Annotated in this window: 25 protein-coding genes; 22 read left to right on the forward strand and 3 right to left on the reverse strand. The window is 45.2% G+C overall.

Features of this window, described 5'->3' with window-relative positions; translation table 11 throughout:
* Positions 1-65: 65 nt before the first annotated feature.
* The gene (locus M1E06_RS11010; RefSeq protein WP_020451692.1) at positions 66-290 is read right to left on the reverse strand and encodes a hypothetical protein; all 225 of its coding nucleotides are present in this window, start codon (positions 288-290) and stop codon (positions 66-68) included.
* Between the two features lie 93 nt (positions 291-383).
* Here M1E06_RS11010 and M1E06_RS11015 point away from each other — a divergent pair, with 93 nt between their 5' ends.
* The 15 genes from M1E06_RS11015 to M1E06_RS11085 all read left to right on the forward strand — a co-directional run bounded on the left by M1E06_RS11015 (position 384) and on the right by M1E06_RS11085 (position 15,857).
* Positions 384-614 (forward strand): excisionase family DNA-binding protein, encoded by a 231-nt coding sequence (locus tag M1E06_RS11015; RefSeq protein WP_025810773.1) that lies wholly within the window; start codon positions 384-386, stop codon positions 612-614.
* Between the two features lie 398 nt (positions 615-1,012).
* Positions 1,013-1,447, forward strand: a complete 435-nt coding sequence (locus M1E06_RS11020) for a DUF1641 domain-containing protein (protein WP_020451689.1) — start codon at positions 1,013-1,015, stop codon at positions 1,445-1,447.
* 36 nt (positions 1,448-1,483) lie between these two features.
* Positions 1,484-2,662 (forward strand): NAD(P)/FAD-dependent oxidoreductase, encoded by a 1,179-nt coding sequence (locus tag M1E06_RS11025; RefSeq protein WP_025810774.1) that lies wholly within the window; start codon positions 1,484-1,486, stop codon positions 2,660-2,662.
* A gap of 186 nt (positions 2,663-2,848) precedes the next feature.
* Entirely contained in the window at positions 2,849-3,454 is a 606-nt protein-coding gene (locus tag M1E06_RS11030; protein WP_025810775.1) for a TetR/AcrR family transcriptional regulator, read from the forward strand.
* Positions 3,447-3,809, forward strand: a complete 363-nt coding sequence (locus M1E06_RS11035) for an ATP-binding cassette domain-containing protein (RefSeq protein WP_315898013.1) — start codon at positions 3,447-3,449, stop codon at positions 3,807-3,809. The genes M1E06_RS11030 and M1E06_RS11035 overlap by 8 nt, the downstream gene beginning before the upstream one ends.
* 61 nt (positions 3,810-3,870) lie before the next feature.
* Positions 3,871-4,302 (forward strand): ATP-binding cassette domain-containing protein, encoded by a 432-nt coding sequence (locus tag M1E06_RS11040; RefSeq protein WP_324254419.1) that lies wholly within the window; start codon positions 3,871-3,873, stop codon positions 4,300-4,302.
* Positions 4,299-5,009: a fluoroquinolone export ABC transporter permease subunit gene (locus tag M1E06_RS11045; RefSeq protein ID WP_079289104.1), complete on the forward strand. Its 711-nt coding sequence runs from the start codon at positions 4,299-4,301 to the stop codon at positions 5,007-5,009. The genes M1E06_RS11040 and M1E06_RS11045 overlap by 4 nt, the downstream gene beginning before the upstream one ends.
* A complete protein-coding gene (locus tag M1E06_RS11050; protein WP_079289103.1) occupies positions 5,006-5,722 on the forward strand; it encodes an ABC transporter permease in 717 nt (238 codons plus the stop codon). Before M1E06_RS11045 ends, M1E06_RS11050 begins: the two co-directional genes overlap by 4 nt.
* A gap of 63 nt (positions 5,723-5,785) precedes the next feature.
* Positions 5,786-7,258, forward strand: coding sequence for a D-alanyl-D-alanine carboxypeptidase/D-alanyl-D-alanine endopeptidase (gene dacB / locus M1E06_RS11055; protein ID WP_079289102.1), 1,473 nt, complete (start codon positions 5,786-5,788; stop codon positions 7,256-7,258).
* Between the two features lie 137 nt (positions 7,259-7,395).
* Positions 7,396-8,895 (forward strand): glycosyltransferase family 4 protein, encoded by a 1,500-nt coding sequence (locus tag M1E06_RS11060; RefSeq protein ID WP_023857518.1) that lies wholly within the window; start codon positions 7,396-7,398, stop codon positions 8,893-8,895.
* Between the two features lie 276 nt (positions 8,896-9,171).
* Positions 9,172-11,397, forward strand: coding sequence for a formate C-acetyltransferase (gene pflB, locus M1E06_RS11065; RefSeq protein WP_033155078.1), 2,226 nt, complete (start codon positions 9,172-9,174; stop codon positions 11,395-11,397).
* Between the two features lie 60 nt (positions 11,398-11,457).
* Positions 11,458-12,216: a pyruvate formate-lyase-activating protein gene (gene pflA / locus M1E06_RS11070; RefSeq protein ID WP_023857519.1), complete on the forward strand. Its 759-nt coding sequence runs from the start codon at positions 11,458-11,460 to the stop codon at positions 12,214-12,216.
* 155 nt (positions 12,217-12,371) lie between these two features.
* On the forward strand, positions 12,372-13,574 hold the full coding sequence (locus M1E06_RS11075; RefSeq protein ID WP_025810777.1) for a DHH family phosphoesterase: 1,203 nt from the start codon (positions 12,372-12,374) through the stop codon (positions 13,572-13,574).
* Between the two features lie 91 nt (positions 13,575-13,665).
* On the forward strand, positions 13,666-14,859 hold the full coding sequence (locus tag M1E06_RS11080; protein ID WP_373367296.1) for a glycoside hydrolase family 10 protein: 1,194 nt from the start codon (positions 13,666-13,668) through the stop codon (positions 14,857-14,859).
* A gap of 140 nt (positions 14,860-14,999) precedes the next feature.
* The gene (locus tag M1E06_RS11085) at positions 15,000-15,857 is read left to right on the forward strand and encodes a RhaT/GlcU family sugar-proton symporter (protein ID WP_020451679.1); all 858 of its coding nucleotides are present in this window, start codon (positions 15,000-15,002) and stop codon (positions 15,855-15,857) included.
* Positions 15,858-15,880: 23 nt separating this feature from the next.
* Here the strand turns inward: M1E06_RS11085 and M1E06_RS11090 are convergent, their stop codons facing one another.
* On the reverse strand, positions 15,881-16,606 hold the full coding sequence (locus M1E06_RS11090) for an endonuclease/exonuclease/phosphatase family protein (RefSeq protein WP_023857522.1): 726 nt from the start codon (positions 16,604-16,606) through the stop codon (positions 15,881-15,883).
* Positions 16,607-16,729: 123 nt separating this feature from the next.
* Here M1E06_RS11090 and M1E06_RS11095 point away from each other — a divergent pair, with 123 nt between their 5' ends.
* The 4 genes from M1E06_RS11095 to arsC all read left to right on the forward strand — a co-directional run bounded on the left by M1E06_RS11095 (position 16,730) and on the right by arsC (position 19,738).
* Positions 16,730-17,323 (forward strand): YdeI/OmpD-associated family protein, encoded by a 594-nt coding sequence (locus M1E06_RS11095; protein WP_020451677.1) that lies wholly within the window; start codon positions 16,730-16,732, stop codon positions 17,321-17,323.
* 207 nt (positions 17,324-17,530) lie between these two features.
* Positions 17,531-17,878 (forward strand): ArsR/SmtB family transcription factor, encoded by a 348-nt coding sequence (locus M1E06_RS11100; protein ID WP_020451676.1) that lies wholly within the window; start codon positions 17,531-17,533, stop codon positions 17,876-17,878.
* 122 nt (positions 17,879-18,000) lie between these two features.
* Positions 18,001-19,296 carry an arsenic transporter gene (locus M1E06_RS11105; protein ID WP_079289101.1) on the forward strand — a complete coding sequence of 432 codons (1,296 nt, stop codon included), beginning with the start codon at positions 18,001-18,003 and terminating at the stop codon, positions 19,294-19,296.
* 22 nt (positions 19,297-19,318) lie between these two features.
* Positions 19,319-19,738, forward strand: a complete 420-nt coding sequence (gene arsC, locus M1E06_RS11110; protein WP_023857526.1) for an arsenate reductase (thioredoxin) — start codon at positions 19,319-19,321, stop codon at positions 19,736-19,738.
* A gap of 255 nt (positions 19,739-19,993) precedes the next feature.
* Here the strand turns inward: arsC and M1E06_RS11115 are convergent, their stop codons facing one another.
* Positions 19,994-21,004 (reverse strand): LacI family DNA-binding transcriptional regulator, encoded by a 1,011-nt coding sequence (locus tag M1E06_RS11115; RefSeq protein WP_023857527.1) that lies wholly within the window; start codon positions 21,002-21,004, stop codon positions 19,994-19,996.
* 465 nt (positions 21,005-21,469) lie between these two features.
* On the opposite strand from M1E06_RS11115, the gene M1E06_RS11120 reads away from it, so the two are divergent.
* From M1E06_RS11120 to M1E06_RS11130, 3 genes are read left to right on the forward strand one after another with little or no spacing between them, the layout of a single operon-like run.
* On the forward strand, positions 21,470-22,474 hold the full coding sequence (locus tag M1E06_RS11120; RefSeq protein ID WP_025810020.1) for a TRAP transporter substrate-binding protein: 1,005 nt from the start codon (positions 21,470-21,472) through the stop codon (positions 22,472-22,474).
* A 54-nt stretch (positions 22,475-22,528) separates the two neighbouring features.
* On the forward strand, positions 22,529-23,044 hold the full coding sequence (locus M1E06_RS11125; protein ID WP_026579627.1) for a TRAP transporter small permease: 516 nt from the start codon (positions 22,529-22,531) through the stop codon (positions 23,042-23,044).
* Positions 23,045-23,082: 38 nt separating this feature from the next.
* Complete coding sequence (locus tag M1E06_RS11130) at positions 23,083-24,378, forward strand: TRAP transporter large permease (RefSeq protein ID WP_023857530.1); 1,296 nt, start codon at positions 23,083-23,085, stop codon at positions 24,376-24,378.
* Positions 24,379-24,381 lie beyond the last annotated feature (3 nt).

The raw sequence follows: 24,381 nt of genomic DNA on the forward strand, positions 1-24,381 counted from the left end.
TGGATAAGGCTTGCAGACAAAGAAGAAGGACACGTCCTTCCTCTTTTTATTTTAAGACCAAAAACTCACATTCTGACGATAACCGAACCTCCGCCGGCCGCGCAGACGCGGTTTTGCTGCTCTTCAATTGAACGCAGCAGCTGATTGTTGCATTCCATGAGTTTGATCAGCAATTCCATTTGATCTTCGAGATTTTTCAGCCTTTGATTCATCTGCTGAGAAGATTGGCCGGTGTGCATGTGCGGGGCTGAAGGCGGATAAGACGTTTCAGAATTCCATTTTGAATACATAGAAATAGGCCTCCATCATCTAAACTGATATATCTTATCGTATGATCCTAAAATCGCAACGTTCGCCTAAATCAAAACGAGAGGAACTAAAACATGTACTTGACGATAAAGGAAACCGCAGAATATTTAACGCTTTCAGAAGCACATGTTGAACAGCTTGTGAGAGAAAAGAAAATTCGCACCGTCTTCGACGGACAGCAGCATTTAATCAACAAAGATCAATTCAATACCCATATGGAACAGATGGAAAAGTATAAAGAGTGGGCGGAATCCGTTCTGAACGAACCCATCCCCGAAGATCCGGATGTTAAAGATGAAGATTAACCGAGATAACGATAATTTCATTATGTAAACTAGATGCGTTTCTGGGAAATATTCGCACGACTCTATCATGACGTGTGAATGGGACGTTTCGTAAAAAAAGACACAATATAGGAAATGAAAGGGATGAAAGAAGCCCTATATATAAAGTTTTCTATGATTTTATTTCATTTCCGAAACAATCACGTTCATTTTTTGTTCAAAAAGTGTTATCATTTAGTAGTAAAAAATACAGCGTGTTTTGAGATTGCGGGTTTTCGGGAATTCCAGACTGAAAACAGCAAAACAAACACAAAAGGGGAGAACCTTTTTGCGGACTTGTTTGTGCACAAATTCACAAACTGTGAAAAAGGGGTTCCTTCAAAAAACAGCACATCGCTTATTGAAAAGGAGAATTGGTTATGCCGGAAACAATCGATCAAACAGCTGATCAAACAAACGAATCTGTAAGCCAAAGCCAACGCGATCTTATCGATCAACTGCTAAAACCTGAAGTACAGGAGTCTTTGACTGTTTTAGTCGACCAGCTTCCAAAGCTGACAGAACTGGTCAACATTTTGACAAAGTCTTACGATTTCGCACAATCCGTTGCAACTGATGAAGTATTAAAAAATGATACGGTCGGTGCCATCACAGAAATTCTTGAGCCTGTCAAAGATACGGCAAAAGAAATCGCGGCTACCGCCATTGAAGCAAAAGACCGCGCTGACGAAAGCAATGAAGTCATCGGACTTTTCGGTTTGCTGAAAATGCTTAAAGATCCGCAGGCCCAAAAGATGTTCCGCTTTGTTCAAAGCTACCTGCAAATCATGTCAGAACGCGAAAAACAAAAATAATCACTATACATTCAGAATAAGGACGGAGGATTCACGATGTCAAAACATATCGTCATTTTAGGCGCTGGTTACGGCGGATTACTGTCTGCTTTAACAGTTCGCAAACACTACACAAAAGAAGAAGCAAAGGTCACAGTGGTTAACCAATACCCGACACATCAAATCATCACAGAACTGCATCGCCTTGCTGCGGGCAACGTGTCAGAACAGGCCATTGCGATGCCGCTTGCAAAGCTTTTCAAAGGAAAAGACATCGATCTTAAAATCGCCAAAGTCAACTCGTTCTCAGTTGACAAAAAAGAAGTCGCTCTTTCTGACGGCTCTACCCTGACGTATGACGCGCTTGTCGTCGGTCTTGGTTCTGTCACTGCTTACTTCGGCATTCCTGGCCTTCAAGAAAACAGCATGGTGCTCAAATCTGCAAACGATGCAAACAAGATCTTCAAACATGTTGAAGAGCGCGTGCGCGAATACGCTAAAACGAAAAACGAAGCGGATGCTACGATCCTAATCGGCGGCGGCGGACTAACAGGCGTCGAGCTTGTCGGTGAACTCGCCGATATCATGCCGAACCTTGCGAGAAGCTACGGTGTCGATCCGAAAGAAATCAAGCTGAAGCTTGTTGAAGCCGGTCCGAAAATCCTGCCGGTTCTTCCGGATGAGCTGATCGAACGTGCGACAAAGAGCCTTGAAAAACGCGGCGTTGAATTCTTGACAGGACTGCCTGTCACAAATGTAGAAGGAAACGTTGTTGATTTGAAAGACGGGCAAAAAATCGTCACAAATACATTTGTCTGGACCGGCGGTGTTCAAGGCAATCCGCTGATCGGCGAGTCAGGTCTTGAAGTGAACCGCGGACGCGCAACTGTAAACGATTTCCTTCAATCCACATCACATGAAGACGTATTTGTTGCAGGAGACAGCGCCGTTGTCTTCGGTCCGGATGGCCGTCCGTACCCTCCGACAGCTCAAATCGCTTGGCAAATGGGCGAGCTGATCGGCTACAACCTGTATGCATACTTAGAAAACAAATCAATGGAAACGTTCAGCCCTGTCAACTCAGGCACGCTTGCAAGCCTTGGCCGCAAAGATGCAGTTGCCGTTATCGGCGCGAACAGTACATCTCTTAAAGGCCTGCCTGCTTCATTGATGAAAGAAGCGAGCAACGTCCGTTATCTGACTCATATTAAAGGTCTGTTCAGCCTTGCTTATTAATGGAAATGAAGCGCTACTTATAGTTTAAACTATAAGTGGTGCTTTTTTTTGCTTTAAATTTGACGGGCAAATGAAAATATTGTGGTAAATTTGAACCAAAATGCATTGACAAAAAGACGGTCTCATCGCATTATATGAATATAAAATAAAAATATTCACATGTTTATAAATCAAGGAGAGACTGACATGCCGAAATTTACCGAAAAAGAAAAGGAAGCGATACGCTCAGCTTTAGTGCAAAGCGGAAGAGAGCTTTTTGCGCAGCTTGGATTGAAAAAAACGAGCGTTGGTGAGCTAACAGCCTCGGCCGGAATTGCCCAAGGCTCATTTTATACATTTTTCGACTCGAAAGAGGAGCTTTATTTTGAGATTTTGCAGCAGGAAGAAAGTAAGATCCGCGCCCAGCTTGAGGCATCATTTTCTGAAAGCGGGGAAACATTTGCACAGTTTTTGCGTGAAGCATTGGCGGTGGTGGAAGATAACCCGTACATTCGCCAAGTTTACGATGACAACTTACTCGAGACACTCTTCCGCAAACTCCCCGAAGAAAAGCTGCAGGCGCATTTCGACAGCGACGAAGATTTTTTCAAGCCTTTAATTGAAATGGGCCAGGAAAAAGGTTGGCTTGTCAGAAAAAAACCGGAGACGATCGTCAGTGTGATTCGCGCCATTGTTCTTTTATCCTTTCAAAAAACAAATATTGGGGAAGACCGCTATGACGAAACGATGGATTTGCTTATCGAATTGATCGGACAGGGGCTTTCGGCCAAGGAGGATGCATCCCATGATTGAAGTCAGCGGGCTTCGCTTCACATACCCCGGACAAAAAACGCCCGTATTGAAAGGAATCGACTTTTCGATTCAAAAGGGTGAAATTTTTGGATTTCTCGGCCCGTCCGGTGCTGGAAAAAGCACGATTCAAAAAATATTAATCGGTATTTTAAAGCAATATGAAGGCCGGGTTTCTGTGATGGGGAAAGAATTGAGTCAAGCCGACAGCTCCTTTTATGAGAAAATCGGCGTCGCCTTTGAATTTCCGAATTTCTATCAACGATTAACGGCACTGGAAAACTTAAATTTGTTCCGTTCCTTGTATGCATCTGAAACCGAGGAGCCGGAAACGCTGCTCGCTTTTAACGGGTCTTGAAGAGTACGGCCGGACAAAGGTATCCGCTTACTCAAAAGGCATGAAAATGAGGCTGAATTTTTTGAGAGCCCTGATCAATCAGCCTGATCTTTTATTTCTAGACGAACCGACCTCGGGGCTCGATCCCGTGCATGCCAAAAAATTAAAACAGCTTATCCTGAACAAAAAGGCGGAAGGGAAGACGATCCTGATCACAACGCACCACATGCAAACAGCTGAAGAAATCTGCGACCGCGTAGCTTTCATCGTTGACGGCAGGGTGGCTTTGATTGATTCTCCACGCGCCTTAAAAGTGCAAAAAGGAAAAAGGCACGTAAAAGTGGAGTACCGCAGCCGCAGGCAGCTGGAAACTGCTCAATTCGACCTTGATCAGATCGGCAGCAGCCCGGAATTTTTGAACTTGATCAAGGAGCACCCTGTGGAAACCATTCATTCCCAAGAAGCATCGCTTGAAGACATCTTTATCGATGTGACGGGGAGGCGTTTAAGTTGAGGATCTTATCAGCGATTTCCCATGATATCAAACTTCAGTTCAAGCACGGTTTTTATTATGCCTATTTGCTGATCAGCGCGGTGTATATCGCCGTGTTGCAGTTTCTTCCGGCTGATTACAGGGAGGCGGCCAACATTGCCTTGACGTTTTCAGATCCGAGCTTCCTGGGGTTTTTCTTCATCGGGGGTCTTGTTTTACTGGAGAAAGGGCAAAACATCCATGACAGCCTGTTTGTAACGCCGCTAAGTCCGAGTGAGTATATTTTTTCCAAAACGGCGTCCTTGTCCGTTTTGTCTCTTGGATCGAGCATTTTCATCCACAGCAGTGTGTTTGGCTATGGAACAAATTCCGGTTTGTTCGCTTGCGGCGTGGTGTTCACTTCATTTTTCTTCACGATGATCGGCTTAGGTTTGGCGGTGCGGTGTGAAACCTTAAACGGATTTTTCTTTTTGTCTTCTTTGAGCACCTTTGTGTTCGTTCTGCCTTTGTTTGAAACAGCGGGCATTTGGAGCAGCCCGCTGTTTTACGCTCTGCCGTCAAAGGCCTCATTAATGCTGTTAGGTTCCGCCTTTACCGGCCTTCAGCAGTGGGAGCTCTTCTACGCGATTTCCACTCTCTTGTTGTGGAACGGAGCCGCGTATTTCTGGGCGAGGCATTCACTTCAAACATTCATCACATTAAAGCTTGGCGGAGGTGATACACGATGATGAAAATCATTCAGCTGATACGCGGAGATATGAAACAGATCAAACGTGATTCAATGCTTGCTTTTTACGGTCTGGCGCCTTTTCTGCTCATCATCGTGACAGCCGCTGGCATTCCTTTGTCAGCGGAACTGGCGGCATTCAATATCACCCCATACCGTCATTTGATCATGAGCTTTGCCATGCTTTTCATCCCCCTGATTCTCGGTATCATGTCGGGGTTTGTCCTGCTTGATGAGCGCGACGAAAATATGATTCAGTATTTTGCCGTGACGCCCTTGTCGAAGCGCGGATATGTCTTGATACGCCTCATCCTGCCAATGGCGCTGACTTTTTGCTACAGCATTTTGCTGTTTGCATCCGGCGGTTTAATGGCGCTCGGCTCTGTGTACCTTTTGTTCATCCTGATCATGGTCACGCTTGAAGCCCCGATTTACACGCTGCTTTTAGCCGCTTACGCTTCGAACAAAGTGGAAGGGCTCGCTTTAATGAAAGGGTTCAGCCTGCTCACTTTCATGCCGGCCGCGGTTTATTTTATTCCTTTGCCGTGGCAGCTTTTCGGCGTTTTCACGCCGACCTACTGGACAGCGAAAACGTACTTGGCAGGAACTTCTCATGAAGGGCTTGTTTTCGTTTTCGGGTTCATCGGAGTTGTGCTGCATGTAATGATACTGCTGCTTTTATACCGGAGGTTTTTGGTGAAAACCGACCAATAGGAGTATATCCCGCCGCGTTTTGCAATAAAGTATTAGAACCATCAGCGGGAGGCGGGATATTCTATGAAGAAAAATATGAAGCTTTGTCTGTGTATGATGATGATCTTTGTATTGACGTTGGCCGGCAGCATAGACGGCTTGGCCGCCGGGGAAAAAGGCGCCGGGCTCAAAGAGCAAATTGATCAGCTGTTAAAGACCGAGCCTGATTTAAAAGGAGCGCTCGCAGGCATCAGCGTCAGGTCCGCAGAAAGCGGGAAAATGATATACGGCCATATGGGCGATACACGGATGAGACCGGCGTCCAATCTGAAGCTTTTAACGGCAGCAGCTGCCTTTTCCGTCCTGGGTGAGGACTATACCTTTCCCACAGAAGTGATGACAGACGGCGCACGATCCGCGAGCACACTCAAAGGCAGCCTTTATCTAAAAGGAAAAGGCGATCCGACGCTTTTGAAAGCCGATTTTCAGCAAATGGCCAAGGCACTCCGAAAACAAGGGATCACTGTCATCCGGGGAGACTTGGTCGGCGATGATTCCTGGTATGATGAGGTCCGCTACTCTCAAGACCTTTCCTGGAGCGATGAAGACGCATACTACGGAGCGCAGATCTCGGCTTTAACAGCTTCGCCAAACGAAGACTATGATGCCGGAACGGTCATCATCGACGTGAATCCTGACGGCAAAACCGGGAAAAAACCCGTTGTATCGCTTACTCCGCAAACTAATCATGTCAAAATCGAAAACGGTGCCAAGACCGTTGCTGCAGACGGAAAAAAAGATATCACGATTAAAAGGGAACACGGCGGAAATACCATCCAAATCAAAGGGACGATTCCACAAGGCGCTTCAAGGGTCAGACAATGGGTTGCGGTTTGGGAGTCGTCAGAATATGCACTCGATTTATTTAAACAGGCTTTACAGCAACAAGGCATTCGAATCCTGGGAAAGACTAAAACCGGCAAAGCGCCAAAAAAAGCGCGCCGCATCACCGCACATCAATCCATGCCGCTTTCAGAGCTGATGATCCCCTTTATGAAGCTCAGCAACAACGGCCATGGCGAAACACTGATCAAGGAAATGGGAAAAGCCGCGAGCCGTGAAGGAAGCTGGGATCAAGGTCTTGAAGTGTTGAATAAAGAACTGCAGGGATTTGGAATGGACACAGAAAAGATCGTTCTCAGAGACGGCTCAGGCATCTCGCATATCAATTTGATTTCTGCCGACCAGATCACAAAGCTATTGTATTCCGTTCAAGAAGAGAAATGGTTTCCGTCGTTTGCCCGTTCACTCCCGGTTGCGGGGGAAAGCGACAGAATGGTCGGCGGCACATTAAGAAACCGGCTGAAAGACCCGGCTCTAAAAGGCAAAGTCAGAGCGAAAACAGGCTCTCTTTCAACCGTCAGTACCTTGTCGGGCTATATCGATACTGCAAGCGGCAAGACATTGATTTTCTCCATTCTTCTCAATCAGCTCGTGGATGATGAAAAAGGAAAGGATATTGAAGATAAAATCGTTCAAATATTAGCTTCTTCATGACAGCTCCCATTGCTTAAGGCAATGGGTTTTCTTTATTGAAAAGGCTTTCCATTCACTTCGTACTTTTTTCAGCTGAGGCCATATAATGCTAAGAGATTTCATTTTCTATAAGTTTAACAGCAGGCAGGGGGAAATATATGAACATTTTGCTGGCTTATTATCGATACTCTCCACATACAAACGGCCCGTCTACCTATATTGATATCCTTAGAAAAAGCTTGGAAGGAGAAGGGCATTCTGTCGATTTAATGTCGCACGATACCCGATGGCTCAACATTCAGGTCGCCGATCAGCAGCCGGCCGATAAACACCGGTTAAAACATGAGCTGATTCACCGTCTTCAAACAGCTTATACCGAAAAATATCCCCTGTGGATATATTGGCGTGAAATGGAGCGCTACAGTTTGGAACAAGCTGTTAAACAGTTTGATCTTAAGAAGTATGATTTGATCCACTGCCACGATTTTATGACGGCAAGAGCACTGGCCCGTTCCAAACCTCAGCACACGCCTTTAATCGTGTCCCTCCATAACTTTAAATATCATGAAGCAAAGATTACCGGGGAATTTGACGAGAAAAGCGGCCAGGAACAGCAATACATGAAAATCGAAGAATGTTTGGGCGCAATGTCTGGAGACGTTGTGGCCGTTCCGTGCGAATGGCTGAAACACGAGCTGATTCAAATTGGTGTGACGCCTTCGAACATCCGAGTCATCCCGTATGGAATTGTAAAAACACCCTTTATCGAAAAGAAAAATAATCTCCCTAAAAGCCTCCCGCATCAAGGAAAAAAGATCATTCTCTGTCCGGCGCGGCTCGTTCCGGTGAAAGGACACCGCTATTTGATCGAAGCGCTTTATAAACTGCGGTGCGAAAGGGATGATTTTCACTGCCTTCTCGCAGGCGAGGGTCCGGAGCTCGAAACTCTGCAAAGCCTGTCCGAAAAGCTCGGTATCGCGTCGGCGGTCTCTTTTCTCGGAAAGCGAAAAGATATACCTGACTTAATGAATATTAGTGATGTCATTGTTTTGCCGTCACTTCACGATACATTTCCGCTCGTCATCCTGGAAGGGCAGTTCTCCGCAAAACCTGTGCTGGCGACAAACGTAGGCGGGGTAAAAGAAATCATTGATGACGGTGCGAACGGATTGCTTGTTCCCCCGGCAGACAGCGAAGCGCTTACTGAAAAGCTGCGCCTGCTGCTCGACGATGACAAAACCCGGCAAAAATTGGGGCGCCAAGCGTTTCAAAAAGCTATGAAACATTGGGATATCAGCTTTCACATGAGGTCGATCGAAAACCTGTATCAAACATTCGAGACACAAAAAAGAGCAGTGCGGTCCTGCAAAAATCATCGAAAAGAGCAGGGGCTGGACCTGGAAATCCTCGAACAAATCGGTGAAAAGAAAACGTCAGAAGCGGAGTACACGATTGCCGGGGAAATCCCGGAACATCTCAAAAGCCAACTTAAAAAAGAGGACCATTACATTCATGTTTATGATTTGTCAGGCGTTTTACTGCAGACAAAAGCGGTCGATTCGAAAGGGTGCTATGAATTTCACCAGCTCCCCCGAGGCAGCTATGTCTTGAAAAGCACTATCGAAGCATTCGGCAATCAGTTCATATCCCTCGACTGATGATAAATACTTCTGCGCAAGCCGGCTGTTTAGCCGGTTTTTTTATATAACAGTTTTCATTTTATTTGACTTTATTATAATACAGATTCAAATAAGAAAATTGCTTCAAACAACATCCTATATTAGGAAAAACGCGATGTTCAAAGAACTTTCTTAAATTTGTTAACTATTTCACAAAATATGTGATTTTTATCACATTCAAAACTGTTATATTAAACATAAGATATAAATGCAACAACTGTTATATCATTTCAACTTGAAAAGAGGGGGATTTAAATGGAACAATGGAAAGGTTTCACCACAAACGTTTGGCAAAAAGAAGTCAATGTCCGCGATTTTATTCTCTCGAACTTTGAGCCATATCAAGGTGACGAATCGTTTCTCGAACCTCCGACGGAAGCTACATCGGCATTATGGGATCATGTAATGGACTTGACAAAAAAAGAGCGTGAAAACGGAGGCGTCCTCGATATGGATACAGAGATCGTCTCAACGATTACCTCGCACGGTCCCGGCTATTTGGACAAAGACTTGGAAAAAGTCGTCGGCGTTCAAACCGATGAGCCGTTTAAACGGTCGCTTCAGCCTTTCGGCGGCATTCGCATGGCGAAACAAGCATGTGAATCCTATGGTTTTGAATTGAATGAAGAAGTGGAAAGAATCTTTACCGATTACCGCAAAACCCATAACCAAGGCGTGTTTGACGCGTATACGGACGAAATGAAACTCGCCCGAAAGGTCGGAATCATTACCGGACTGCCTGATGCTTACGGGCGCGGGCGCATCATCGGCGATTACCGGAGAGTGGCGCTTTACGGCGTGGACTTCCTGATCGATGAAAAGAAAAAAGATGCGGCCGGCACCTCTCGCGTGATGTCTGAAGAAAACATCCGCCTTCGTGAAGAATTGTCAGAACAAATCCGGGCATTGAATGAACTTAAAGCACTTGCAGCAAGTTATGGCTTTGACATTTCCGAGCCTGCGGCGAATGCAAGAGAAGCATTTCAATGGCTGTATTTTGCCTATTTGGCTGCCATTAAAGAGCAAAATGGAGCAGCAATGAGCCTTGGCCGCGTGTCCACGTTCCTTGATATATACATCGAAAGAGATTTGAAAACGGGCGCATTAACAGAACAGGAGGCCCAAGAGCTTGTCGACCATTTTGTCATGAAGCTGCGCTTGGTCAAATTTGCACGCACACCTGACTACAATGAGCTGTTCAGCGGCGATCCGACGTGGGTGACAGAATCAATCGGCGGAATAGCGCACGACGGACGCGCACTCGTCACGAAAAACTCGTTCCGTTTCCTGCATACGCTTGACAATTTAGGTCCGGCGCCGGAACCAAATTTAACCGTCCTTTGGTCTGTCAGGCTGCCGCAAAAGTTTAAAAACTACTGTGCCAAAATGTCGATTAAAACGAGCTCGATTCAATACGAAAATGACGATATCATGCGTCCTGAATACGGGGATGACTACGGCATCGCCTGCTGTGTATCGGCAATGGCAATCGGCAAACAAATGCAGTTCTTCGGAGCACGCGCCAACTTGGCGAAAGCGCTTTTATATGCGATTAATGGCGGAAAAGACGAAAAGCATAAAATGCAAGTCGGTCCGGAAATGCCTCCGGTTGCTTCCGATGTGCTGGACTATGACGAGGTCATGCATAAATTAGATCAGACGATGGAATGGCTTGCAGGCTTGTACATCAATACGCTCAATGTCATTCACTACATGCATGATAAATATTGCTATGAAAGAATTGAAATGGCGCTACACGACACGGACATTTTGCGGACGATGGCCACCGGGATCGCCGGCTTGAGCGTTGTGGCCGATTCGTTAAGCGCTATCAAATATGCCAAAGTCAATGTTGTCCGCGATGAAAACGGCATTGCGGTCGATTTTGAAACAGAAGGCGACTTTCCTAAGTACGGAAATAATGATGACCGCGTCGACGCGATCGCCGTTGACATTGTCAAGCGCTTTATGAAAAAACTGCGCAAGCACCAGACATATCGCCAGTCTGTTCATACCATGTCAATTTTAACGATCACGTCAAACGTCGTTTACGGCAAGAAAACCGGAAATACGCCGGATGGACGCCGGGCGGGAGAACCGTTTGCTCCAGGCGCGAATCCGATGCACGGCCGCGATACTAAAGGAACGCTTGCATCGCTGTCTTCAGTGGCAAAGCTGCCTTACAGCTATGCGCTCGACGGCATATCCAACACCTTTTCGATCGTCCCGAAAGCGCTTGGCAAAGACGAAGAGAGCCGCGCCGTCAATTTATCAAGCATCCTTGACGGTTACGCCGCAAAAACAGGGCATCACTTAAATGTAAACGTATTTAACAGAGAAACATTGCTCGACGCCATGGAACATCCGGAGGAATATCCGCAGTTAACGATTCGCGTCTCAGGCTATGCGGTCAACTTTATTAAGCTGACGAAAGAACAGCAGTTAGACGTTATCAGCCGTACCTTCCATGAATCGATGTAACGAGCATAAAGCGGAGCGCGGCCGAGGCGCTCCGCCCCATAAAAAGAGGTGATCTTCATCATGGATGGAAATATTCATTCGATCGAAACATTCGGCACCGTTGACGGTCCGGGCATCAGATATGTCGTCTTCACACAAGGCTGCCTGATGCGCTGTCAATTTTGCCATAATGCTGATACATGGGAAATCGGAACCGGAAAACAAATGACGGTTTCCGAAATCGTTCAGGATGTCCAGCAATATCTCCCGTTTATTCAATCATCAGGCGGAGGCATCACCGTTAGCGGAGGCGAGCCGCTTTTACAACTGCCATTTTTAATCGAGCTGTTCAAAGCCTGTAAAAGCCATGGCATACACACGGCGCTCGATTCGTCCGGCGGATGCTATTCGGCGGCGCCGGCATTTCAAGAGCAGATCAAAGAGCTGATCCAGTATACAGACCTTGTTTTGCTTGATCTCAAGCATATCAACAGGAAAAAACATATCAACCTGACAGGAATGCCGAATGACCACATATTGGATTTTGCCCGGTTTCTCGCTGATCATCAAGTCCCCGTCTGGATCCGCCATGTACTGGTTCCGGGGATCTCTGATATCGATGACGATTTAGCAGCCCTCGGCACGTTTATCGGCACGCTGGGGAACGTTCAGAAGGTGGAGGTTCTTCCTTATCACAAACTCGGCGTCTACAAGTGGGAAGCGCTTGGCCTGGATTATCCATTAAAAGGGGTTGAACCGCCAAGTGCCGCCAGGGCCGAAAACGCATACAGACTACTCACCGCCCACTTGCAAGGCGGAGCCATGCTGCAAGAAACATAAACCCTTTTAACCGGACAGACTTTTTCCAACAAAAAGCTGTCCTTTTTGTCTTACCGCACAACCGTATAAAAAATCCCTTTTTTTACAATAGTAAGATGAGAAAGATGCGCCTGCTGCGGCAGGCCGACAATAAAACAGCAAGGTGGGCGGGAAGCATGTATCATTTGTATTCTCACAACGACTTGGACGGAGTCGGCTGCGGAATTCTCGCAAAGGTGGCCTTTGGCGAACGCGTCGAGGTCCGCTACAATTCGGTCACCGGACTTGATATGCAAGTCGGACGTTTTCTGGAACGGACAAAAGGAAAAGAAAAACAGCATGAAGGCCTGTTTATTACGGACTTGTCCGTTCATCAAGAAAATGAAGAAAGGCTGGACCAATATGCTGAAGCGGGCGGAAAGGTCAAACTCATCGACCACCACAAAACTGCGCTTCATTTGAATGAACGCTCTTGGGGCATGGTAAAAGTTCAATATGAGGACGGCAGGCTCGCTTCAGCAACTTCTCTTTTTTATGAATACTTAATAGACAACGGCCATATTCAAGAGACAAAAGCGATGGATCAGTTTGTCGAACTCGTACGCCTCTATGATACATGGGAATGGGAACAGACGGACGCGCTCGAAGCAAAGCGCCTGAATGACCTGTTTTTTATGGTCTCCATTGACGAATTTGAGGAAAAAATGGTCCGGCGCCTTAAAGAAAGCGACGCGTTTTCATTTGATGAATTCGAAGAAAAAATCTTGGATATGGAAGAAGAAAAAATTGAACGGTATATCCGCAGGAAACGGCGGGAAATCGTTCAGACCTTCATCAATGCACACTGCGTCGGCATCGTGCATGCGGAATCCTATCATTCCGAAGTAGGGAACGAACTCGGAAAAACGTATCCGCACCTTGACTATATCGCCATCTTAAATATGGGCGGCAAAAAAGTGAGCCTTCGCACCATCCATGATGAAACAGATGTATCAGAAATCGCCGGCACGTTCGGCGGAGGCGGCCATGCCAAGGCAGCGGGGTGCCCGCTGACAGATGAAGCATTCAAGCTGTATGTGACTGAACCGTTTCCGCTGGAGCCCTTGAGAGCGGATGCCTTTAAAAACGTCTATAATGTAAAAGAGTCGGACAACGGCAGCCTTTATATCAACAGGGACGAAGACCAGTTTTTTCTCTTTCCTGGAGAACACGGCTGGAACATTCAATTAAACGGCGTGACTCAGCATGAGACATTTACTTCATTCGAAGAGGCAGAACGGTTTATTAAAAGAAATTATGCTGCATGGCTCGCAAGGGATGAAGCATTTGTCCAATATTTGATGCAGCAGGTCAAACAGGCGATCCAAACGACAGGCTAAAGACTTCGACAGTCTAGGCCTGTTTTTTTATATACAAAAAAGAACAGCCGGCATATAATAACAGAAAGTTCCGATTTTTCCAAAAGGGGAGATGTTCATGAAAGAAAAGAACACAAGCTGCGAAACAAAAGAATTTCGGGCCGTGTGGATCGCCACCGTCACAAACATTGACTGGCCTTCGAAAAAAGGGCTGACAATCGAAGAGCAAAAAACAGAATATGTGAAGCTTTTGGATGCTGTGACAGCCATGGGGATGAACGCAGTTGTCGTTCAAATTAAGCCGGCGGCGGATGCGTTTTATCCTTCCGCATACGGGCCGTGGTCGGAATACTTAACAGGCGTTCAAGGAAAAGACCCCGGCTACGATCCGCTGTCATTTTTGCTCGAAGAAACCCACCGGAGAAAGCTTGAATTTCATGCATGGTTCAACCCTTATCGGATCACGATGAATCATACGGATTTGAACAGGCTCTCACAGGATCACCCGGCTAGAATGCACCCCGATTGGGTCGTTGCCTACGGCAGACAGCTGTATTACAATCCCGGCATTCCTGAGGCACAGGAATTCATTGTCCAAGGCATAGCAGAGGTCGTCAAGAATTACCAAGTCGACGCCGTTCATATGGATGACTATTTTTATCCGTATAAAATTGCGGGCGTCGAATTTCCCGACTTGAGCACGTATGAACAATATGGAAAGGACCGTTTTTCAAATATTGAAGATTGGCGGAGGGACAACGTCAACCAGCTTGTCAAACAGATCAACGCCGCCGTCAAAAAAGAAAGAGCATCGGTCAAATTTGGAATCAGCCCCTTTGGTGTATGGCGCAATATAGCAGATGATCCGACGGGATCGAATACAGCCGCCGGAATGACAAACTATGACGACCTTTATGCTGACACGAGGGAATGGATCAGGCAGGGATACATCGATTACATCGCCCCGCAAATCTACTGGAGCATCGGCTTTGCCCCGGCTTCCTACGACATTTTAGTAGACTGGTGGAAAAATGAAGTCAGCCAACGCCCCGTTCATTTATACATCGGACAAGCAGCCTATAAAATCAATCAAAACTCAGATCCTGCCTGGTCAGACCCTGAAGAATATCCGCGACAGATCGCCTTAAACCGCGACTCAATGGTGATGGGAAGCATCCATTTCAGCCTGAAAGATTTAAACCGGAACCCGCTCGGCATAAAAGACAGGCTGATCCAGGACTTGTACAAAAAACCGGCAGCTATTCCCGGTATGCCTTGGCTTGACAGCGTAAACAGCAAACAGTGAAAACTGATATTTTAGTGATACGGCCGCCGGTAACAGTACCAATCCATTTTGACAATGTTCAAAATGGATTTTTTGTGTTAAAAATCGCATGAATAGAGCACCTTAATAGATAAAAACAAGGAAAGAAAGGTTTACATCAAATGGACATTTTCTTAGCGATTTTACCAGCGATTTTCTGGGGAAGCATTGTGCTCTTTAATGTAAAGCTTGGGGGCGGACCGTACAGCCAGGTGCTCGGTACGACATTCGGCGCTTTAATTTTTTCAATCGGAATCTACTTCGTCGTCCAGCCTGAATTATCCCCCCGTATATTTGCCGTCGGCGTCGTCTCCGGACTATTTTGGGCGCTCGGTCAGACCAATCAGCTGAAAAGCATCAAGTTGATCGGCGTGTCTAAAACGATGCCGATCTCAACGGGACTTCAGCTTGTATCCACTTCTTTGTTCGGCGTGCTTGTTTTTCGCGAGTGGGCGACGACAATCTCGATTGTTCTCGGGATTCTGGCGTTGATTTTCATCATCGTGGGAATCGTGCTGACATCGCTGGAAGACCGCAGCCAAAAATCGGAGGAAAAAACCGGCGACATGAAAAAGGGAATCGTGATTTTGCTGATTTCCACATTCGGCTATCTCGTGTATGTCGTCGTCGTACGGCTTTTCGATGTCAGTGGCTGGGCGGCTCTTTTTCCTCAGGCTATCGGCATGGTAGCCGGTGGCTTGATCTTGACATTCAGGCATAAGCCGTTTAATTTTTACGTCATCAAAAATATCATTCCGGGTTTAATCTGGGCAGCCGGAAACATGTTTTTATTCATTTCCCAGCCGCGGGTCGGCGTAGCGACCAGTTTTTCGCTATCGCAGATGGGAATCGTCATCTCAACGCTCGGCGGCATTATTTTGCTCGGCGAAAAGAAAACGAAGCGGCAGCTGATCGGTATCGCCATCGGCATTATATTAATCGTCGCAGCCGGCGTTTTGCTGGGCATTGCAAAAGCTTAAAGGACGGCTTCTCAAGCCGTCCTTTAATATGTGACAATGCCCTTAAGCGGCAGGTGGTCGGAAGCGTTCGGATCAACGGCGACAACTTCAGCCACTGACACATGAAAAGACCGGCTGAGGAAGATGTAGTCCAAGCGTCGTCTCGGGCGGTGCGAAGGGTGAGTGAACCCCTGTCCGTATTGTCTTTCATCCCACAGGTCGGCCAGTTTTTCCGCGACCTTTTTCCACCCCCGTGAATGAGGTTTCATATTAAAGTCTCCCATGACGATCACAGGCAGATCACTCTCTTGAACCCTCTCGATTAAAAAATCCGTCTGCTTGCCGTGAAGCCACGGATTCAGGCTCAAATGCGTAACAAAAACGCGAAGGAGCCGATCACCGATCCGGACATCAGCCTCAAGAAGAGACCTTCCTTCGATCAGCCCTTTGACAAAGTTGAATGAATGATGCCGTTCTTTCACAATCGGAAAACGCGTTAAGAGAGCGTTCCCGTATTGCCTGTTCACTGAAGAATCACCGGAACTCAATGAAAGGGAGGGGCAGTACGCATAGTGCATGTTCAATTGTTCTGCTAACGAGCCGATTTGGTCTTCGTAATCGCTTCTATTGGAGAAATGCTGATCTACTTCATTAAGGCCGACGATGTCGCAGCCGCTCTCGGCGATCACACCGGCTGTTCTCTCTAAATCAACACGACGGTCCCTTCCTTTTCCATGATGGATATTAAATGTCATGATGCCAAATTTCATAATCAACCCGCCTCTTCTTTAAGCTAAGCATATTGTACCTCCGGAACGATTAAAATATTTCTGCTGTCGGCGGAGCGAGATTAGGTTAAAATGACATTATGATATAAAGAGGAGTGTTCCTTGATGACAAATAGCAGAACGAATCCAAAGGTTGATGAATTTTTAAGCAAAGCCGAGAAGTGGAAGGGAGAGTTTGAGAAGCTGCGTCAAATCGTTCTTGACTGTGAGCTGAACGAAGATTTCAAGTGGAAGCATCCTTGCTATACGTTCGAGAATAAAAACATCGTATTAATCCATGGATTTAAAGAATATTGTGCGCTCTTGTTTCATAAAGGCGCCTTGTTAAAGGACCCCAACGGGATTCTTATCCAGCAGACGGAGAATGTACAAGCCGCGCGGCAGATTCGATTCACCAATGTACAAGAAATAGCTGAAATGGAAACCATCTTGAAAGCTTACATCAATGAAGCGATTGAAGTGGAAAAAGCCGGTCTTGAAGTAGAGTTTAAAAAGGCTGCGGAATATACGATTCCAGAAGAGCTTCAAAAAAAATTCGCTGAAATCCCAGCTTTAAAAACGGCGTTTGAAGAATTGACGCCGGGACGGCAAAGAGCATATATTCTTTATTTTTCTAAACCAAAACAATCCAAAACCCGAGAATCGAGGATTGAAAAATATACAAAGCAAATTCTTGATGGAAAGGGATTGAATGACTAGTCTATTTCGCAACTACCGTTTTCATGAGAGAGGCGAATCATAACCATATGGCCGAAGAAGCGGTGAATTGATTAGTGAAGGGCCGCTCAATTTTTCGAATGGCACGAGATCCATACCTTGATGATCACCGCTTGATTATATAAAAAGACATTTATATAATGGAGGCAATATACCGGCTGCAAAGCGCCTGAGATTGGAGGGAATGTCATGACCGTACAAACGAAGCTTGATTCGAAAAGCACGGTGAGCTGCATGAAGATATTGAACGATTCGACCCGGCTCTTGATCCTGAAACTGCTTCAGGAGAAACCTTATTGCGTCTGCCAGCTTGTCGATATGTTTGAAACAAGCCAGCCCGCCATCAGCCAGCATTTACGAAAGCTGAAAAGTGCAAATATGATCAAGGAAGAAAGAAGGGAGCAATGGCGCTTTTATTCGCTTCATGACAACTTTCCGGAACGCGAATTGGTCCTTGCCATTCTCAATCAGATCGATGAACACGATGAGGTTCTTCAAACCGTTAAAAGAAAAGAAAGACCCGTTTCGTGCCAATAAAAAAGCAGAGGGAGGACGGTTCCCTCTTTTTCATTTCACTTTTTATATAAGCATTGACTTATATAACGATTTTATTATAAGATGTGTCCGGAGAGGCAACCTATGAAGGAGGCGTACACGCGATGACGACAGTCTTAGCCATTTTGATTTTTCTGCTGACCCTCACGCTTGTCATTTGGCAGCCGAAAAATCTATCCATCGGCTGGTCGGCCTGCGGAGGTGCGGTGCTGGCTTTAATTGCCGGGGTCGTCAATTTTCAGGATGTATTAGATGTGACGGGAATCGTATGGAATGCGACTTTGGCTTTTGTCGCGATCATCATCATCTCCCTGATTCTTGATGAAATCGGATTTTTCGAGTGGGCCGCCCTGCACATGGCCAAGGCAGCGAAAGGAAACGGCATTCGGATGTTCGTCTATGTCTCCCTGCTGGGAGCCATAGTAGCCGCGCTGTTTGCCAATGACGGAGCTGCTTTAATTTTGACGCCGATTGTGCTTGCCATGGTACGCGCGTTACATTTTCAAGAAAAGCTCGTTTTTCCTTTTATTATCGCAAGCGGATTTATCGCGGATACAACATCGCTGCCGCTTGTTGTCAGCAACCTTGTCAATATTGTCTCAGCAGACTTTTTCAACATCGGATTTATCGAATATGCAACAAGAATGATTGTTCCAAACCTGTTTTCGCTTATTGCAAGCATCATCGTGCTTTTTTTGTTTTTCAAAAAAAGCATTCCGCGGCATTATGACATGACAAATGTAAAACAGCCGGCGGAAGCGATTAGAGACAGGAAAATATTCCGCTTGTCATGGCTCATATTAGCCGTTCTATTGGCCGGTTACTTTATCAGCGAGCTGTTCTCGATCCCTGTCTCGATCATCGCAGGCGTGATCGCCGTCATTTTCTTAATTACAGCGAAAAACAGCCCCGCGGTACAAACGAAGAAAGTGCTGAAGGGAGCGCCTTGGGCGATCGTTTTCTTCTCAATCGGGATGTATGTCGTGGTATATGGTTTAAGAAATGCCGGCTTAACAGATATTCTCTCACAGGTCATCCAGACCGTCAGTGATCAAGGGCTGTTTGCCGGAACAATCGGAATGGGCTTTATTGCAGCCACCCTGTCTTCATTCATGAATAATATGCCGACGGTGATGATTGATGCGCTTGCGATTCACAATACCGACACACACGGGATTCTCAGAGAAGCGCTGATTTACGCCAATGTCATCGGCTCTGATCTCGGTCCGAAAATCACGCCGATCGGCTCCCTGGCGACGCTTTTGTGGCTTCACGTCCTTTCACTGAAAGGCGTAAAGATTTCTTGGGGAACCTATTTTAAAACAGGTGTCATTTTGACCATTCCAACCCTGTTCATCACGCTTGCCGGACTTTATGTGTGGCTGCTGATTATCCACTAAACATGATAGGAGACGATGACCAATGTCAAAAAAGACCATCTATTTTTTATGCACAGGCAACTCCTGCCGCAGCCAAATGGCTGAAGGCTGGGCGAAGAAACACCTCGGAGACGAGTGGAACGTCTACAGTGCAGGGATTGAAGCGCACGGTTTAAACCCGAACGCGGTCAAAGCCATGCGAGAAGCAGGCATCGATATTTCTGAGCAGACGTCCGATATCATTGATCCCGATATCTTACACAACGCAGACCTCGTCATTACGCTGTGCGGGGACGCGGCTGATAAATGCCCGATGACACCGCCGCACGTCAAGCGCGAGCATTGGGGTTTTGACGATCCCGCCAAAGCAGAAGGGACAGAAGAAGAAAAATGGGCATTCTTTCAGCGTGTACGCGATGAAATTGGAGAGCGGGTCAAGCGTTTTGCGGAGACAGGCGAATAAATACAAAGCTCAGGTATTGTTACCTGAGCTTTGTATTTTTTAGAAACATCTATTTTTGATAAAGAAAGAACGTACCAAAAGGCATGCGGCCGTTCATGTAAAAATTCAAAAATCAATTTACCGAGAAATTCTGTAAGATCCATTGCCAGAGGCTGAATGAGTACCAAGGGATTCCCGGCAAACACTAAAAAATCCCCAGGCCGGGGATTTTTCACTTTAATAAGAAAAGATGACCTGAAAGACTCGTTTTAAATGTTAATTGTTTTCTTTACCTAAAACTGCTGGAGAAGCGCATGACATTCTGACGTTTAATTCAGGGTCCATTTTTTGAGTTAATGGTATTGAGCCCGGCTCACGAATAAGAGACAGCAGAGAATCGACCATTTTGTGAGCCAATTGATCGATTGGAACCCCTACGCTCGTCAGCGGGGTTTCAAGGCTTGCCATTTGAGGAATATTATCATAAGAAATTAAAGATAGGTCTTCGGGTATGCTGAGCTGTTGTTCCTTTACGGCTCGTAAAATCCCTACACTGATATCGTAGCTTCCGCTAATAATAGCTGTAGGTTTTGAGGTTTGTTGTAACAGTTTTTTCGCAGCGGTGTAACCGTTATACCAGCTTAACCCATTAGTATTTAAAATACTGTTTCGACTTAACTTTAAACCGGCTTCCATCATAACCTCTTCAAACCCTTTGCTTTTTTCAATCTGACGCTTATCGGCAGGGGAAAGGTCTCCGACGTAGCTAATGTTTTTGTGGCCAAGTTGATACAGATACGCAACGGCTTTGTAAATTGCTTTTTTATGATTGACATCGATAATAGGATGTGTATGTTCACCTGACACTCCGTAAGATAAGATAGGAATCGTTAATCCAGTATCATCACTGAGCTGAGTTTCGCCGCCTTCTTCAAAAATCATGATCCCATCCACGCGAAAACTCTTGAACAATTCCACTGCCTCTTTAGCTCTGTTAACGGATAAAATCATTGAATAGCTGTTCTTTTCGACCACTTCATTTATTTTTGTAACAAGTGCCGATAAAGCGATTCTTTCAATTGTAGGCCAGACAAGTCCGATCGTTTGACTTTTTTTAGATGCCAAGCTTCTCGCTGCAAAATTCGGAGTATACCCTAATTGTTCGGCAACTTGCAAGACCTTTTTCTTTGTATCCGGTTTTACAAGAGGGCTGTTTCTTAAAGCCTTTGAGACTGTTGAATAGCTTACTCCGGAAGCGTGGGCGATGTCTTTAATAGTTACAGTCATTTTGGACCTCCAAAAAATCCTTAAAAATATAATATTGCAAATTTTCGAAAATGATTTTATGATAATAAATAACAACGTTGTTATTATAAATGATACATTATAAAATAACAATCATATACATCTTCCGAATAAAATAACAACGTTGTTAAAAGGGTTTTCGGATGATGAAGCAGCGTTGATTTTTAACAACGTTGTTAAACTTTACATAAAGGAGGGGAAGTGTGAGAAAGACGATCATCTAATGTCTTGCGCCGCTAAAATATTACACAAATTGTTACTGAACATCATCGGAAACGGTATTCAGGGGATAAACCGAAACATACAATGCAAAAATTTTACTTATTCGTTCACTATTTGAGCGAAATTGTAAACGCTATCAAAAAAATATGACGATGAAAGAAATCATGAATCGCAATCAATCATTGCTTAGAAAGCAACGGTCATGAGATTCAAGGAGGGTAGTTCATGAGAAAAATGCTATCCGTGTTTTTTGTATGCGCTTTAATCTTTGGGATGCTTACGGGATGTAAAAGCAGCGATGTAATAGGCGCCGATAAAACCGTAACGTTACGGCTTGCTCACAACCATAATGAGGAGCACCCCATCCACAAGTCTTTACTCAAATTTTCAAAAGACGTAGAAAAGAAAACCAATGGCACCGTTAAAGTGCAATTGTATCCAAATGCTCAGCTCGGTTCAGAGCGTGAAGTGATTGAATTGACACAAACCGGGGCTGTCGATCTGGCTAAAGTAAGTGCGAGCGCTTTAGAAAGTTTTTCAGAGGTCTACTCCATCTTCAGCCTGCCTTATTTATTTGACAGCAAACATCATTTCTATGAAGCCATGGACAGTGATATTGCAAAAGAAATGTATGATACAACGAAAAACATAGGTTTTATTGGATTAACCTACTATGATGCCGGTTCACGGAACTTTTACACAAAGAACAAACCGATTATGCACCCAAATGACCTTAAAGGTTTAAAAATTCGGGTGCAGCCGAGTGCTACAGCGATTCGAATGGTCGAACTCATGGGTGGAGCACCTACTCCAATGGCTTATGGAGAAGTGTATACAGCATTGCAGTCAAGTGTAATCGATGGCACCGAAAACAACGAAATGGCTTTAACAAGCAGCAATCACGGGGAAGTGGCAAAAGAATATTCATACTCAGAACATGCGATCGTTCCGGATATTTTAATCATGAATTTGGACAAAAAGGATCAATTAAGCGAAGAGCAGCAGCATGCGGTGATCGAAGCGGCGAAAGAATCTACTGAGTATCACAAAATCGTTTGGGCTGAAGAAACTGAAAATGCGGTTAAGAAGGCAAAGGAAATGGGAGTGAAGTTCCACAAACCAGACAAGACTCCATTCCGGGAAGCGGTAAGCCCGCTTCATGATGAGTTTGCCAAAAAAGAATTGATCGGAAAATACTATAGGAAAATTGTGCGAAAGCTAAAAAAGTAAAATGACTCTGGATGAATGAGGGACTCGAATATGTTTCGATAAGGGGGGATGTATATGCTAGCTTTAAAAAAAGCAGTGAATAAAACGATTGAATGTTTGACTTGCACACTAATGGCCATCATGGTTTTGGTTGCGATATGGCAAGTATTTACGCGATATGTACTGAATTCTCCCAGTACGTTTTCAGAAGAATTTTTACGCTATTCACTGATATGGATCTCTATGTTGGGCGGTGCCTATGCATTTTGGAAAAAAAAGCACTTGGCGATTGAATTTATCGTTCGAAAACTTCCAATAAAAGCAGCTGTTTTCGTTCATACTTTCATTCAGATTCTTTTGATTGCTTTTGCTCTGATTGTGTTGGTCTTAGGAGGTTCGAAAGCAGTGATCACCACAATGGAGCAATCTTCAGCAGCATTAGGGATACCGGTGGGATTTGTTTATCTATCACTTCCTGTTGCAGGCATACTCATCATTGGATACAACTTGGCCGGTTTATATGAATCTTTACATGAATTCAATTCAAAACAAAAGTCAGGTGATGATGTAAAAAAAGCAGCAAAGATGTGACTGAGGCTTTTTGAAAACTAAAAAAGAGGTGAAATGATATGGCCATAGCAGCAGGTCTCATTTTATCGGCAGTATTCTTCATATTGTTGTTTCTCGGCGTTCCGATTTCTGTAAGTATTGCGGCGGCATCCATTGTAACAATGCTTACCATTTTTCCTTTTGATGTTGCCATTTTCACTTCGGCGCAAAAAATGGTCACTGGAATCGACAGCTTTGCTTTATTAGCGGTACCGTTCTTCATTTTATCAGGCATTATTATGAATAATGGCGGTATTGCAATGCGGCTCATTAACTTCGCAAAATTGATCAGCGGCAGGCTGCCCGGTTCTCTGGCCCATACAAATGTTGTCGGAAACATGTTATTCGGTTCCATTTCCGGTTCGTCTGTAGCTGCGGCGGCGGCAATCGGCGGGGTCATGTCGCCGCTGCAAGAAAAAGAAGGATATGACCGGACTTACTCTGCCGCAGTAAATATTGCTTCTGCACCAACTGGTTTGCTTATTCCGCCTAGCGGTCTTTTGATCATTTTCTCATTAGTCAGCGGCGGAACATCTGTAGCCGCTTTATTTATGGCGGGCTATTTGCCCGGAATCTTGTGGGGGCTGGCTACGATGGTTGTCGCCTGTATGATTGCAAAAAAGAAAAAGTACCCTGTTGCGCCAAAAATTACGATTAGTCAAGGTTTTAAAGTGCTGCTCGATGCGATTCCAAGCCTGTTGCTCATTGTAATCGTAATCGGGGGTATTATCGCCGGTGTTTTTACAGCAACTGAAGGAGCGGCAATAGCGGTGGCTTATTCCTTATTGTTATCGCACTTTTATAGGACATTGAAATGGAAACAGCTCCCCCAAATGCTGCTGGAAACGGTAGAAATCACAGCCGTTATTATGTTTTTGGTTGGGACATCAACGATGCTCTCATTGGTCATGGCGTTTACAGGCATACCGACGGCAATCAGCAATGGAATTCTAGGGATTACAGATAACCCAATTTTGATCTTGCTGTTGATGAATATCATCTTATTAATAATCGGTACATTTATGGACATCACTCCGGCTGTATTAATTTTCACTCCAATCTTTCTGCCAATTGTTCAAAGCTTTGGCATGGATCCCGTGCATTTTGGAATTATGATTGTATTTAACCTTTGTATCGGCAATATCACTCCTCCTGTGGGAAGTGCTCTGTTTGTGGGCTGCAGCATAGGTAAAGTTGATATTGAACGAGTGGTTAAACCGATTCTGCCATTTTATGCTGCGATCATGATCGTCCTTTTAATTGTTACCTACATTCCACAAATCAGCTTAATGCTGCCTCAATTATTTGGACTTTAAGAC

The organism is Bacillus sp. AK124 (assembly GCF_053903085.1).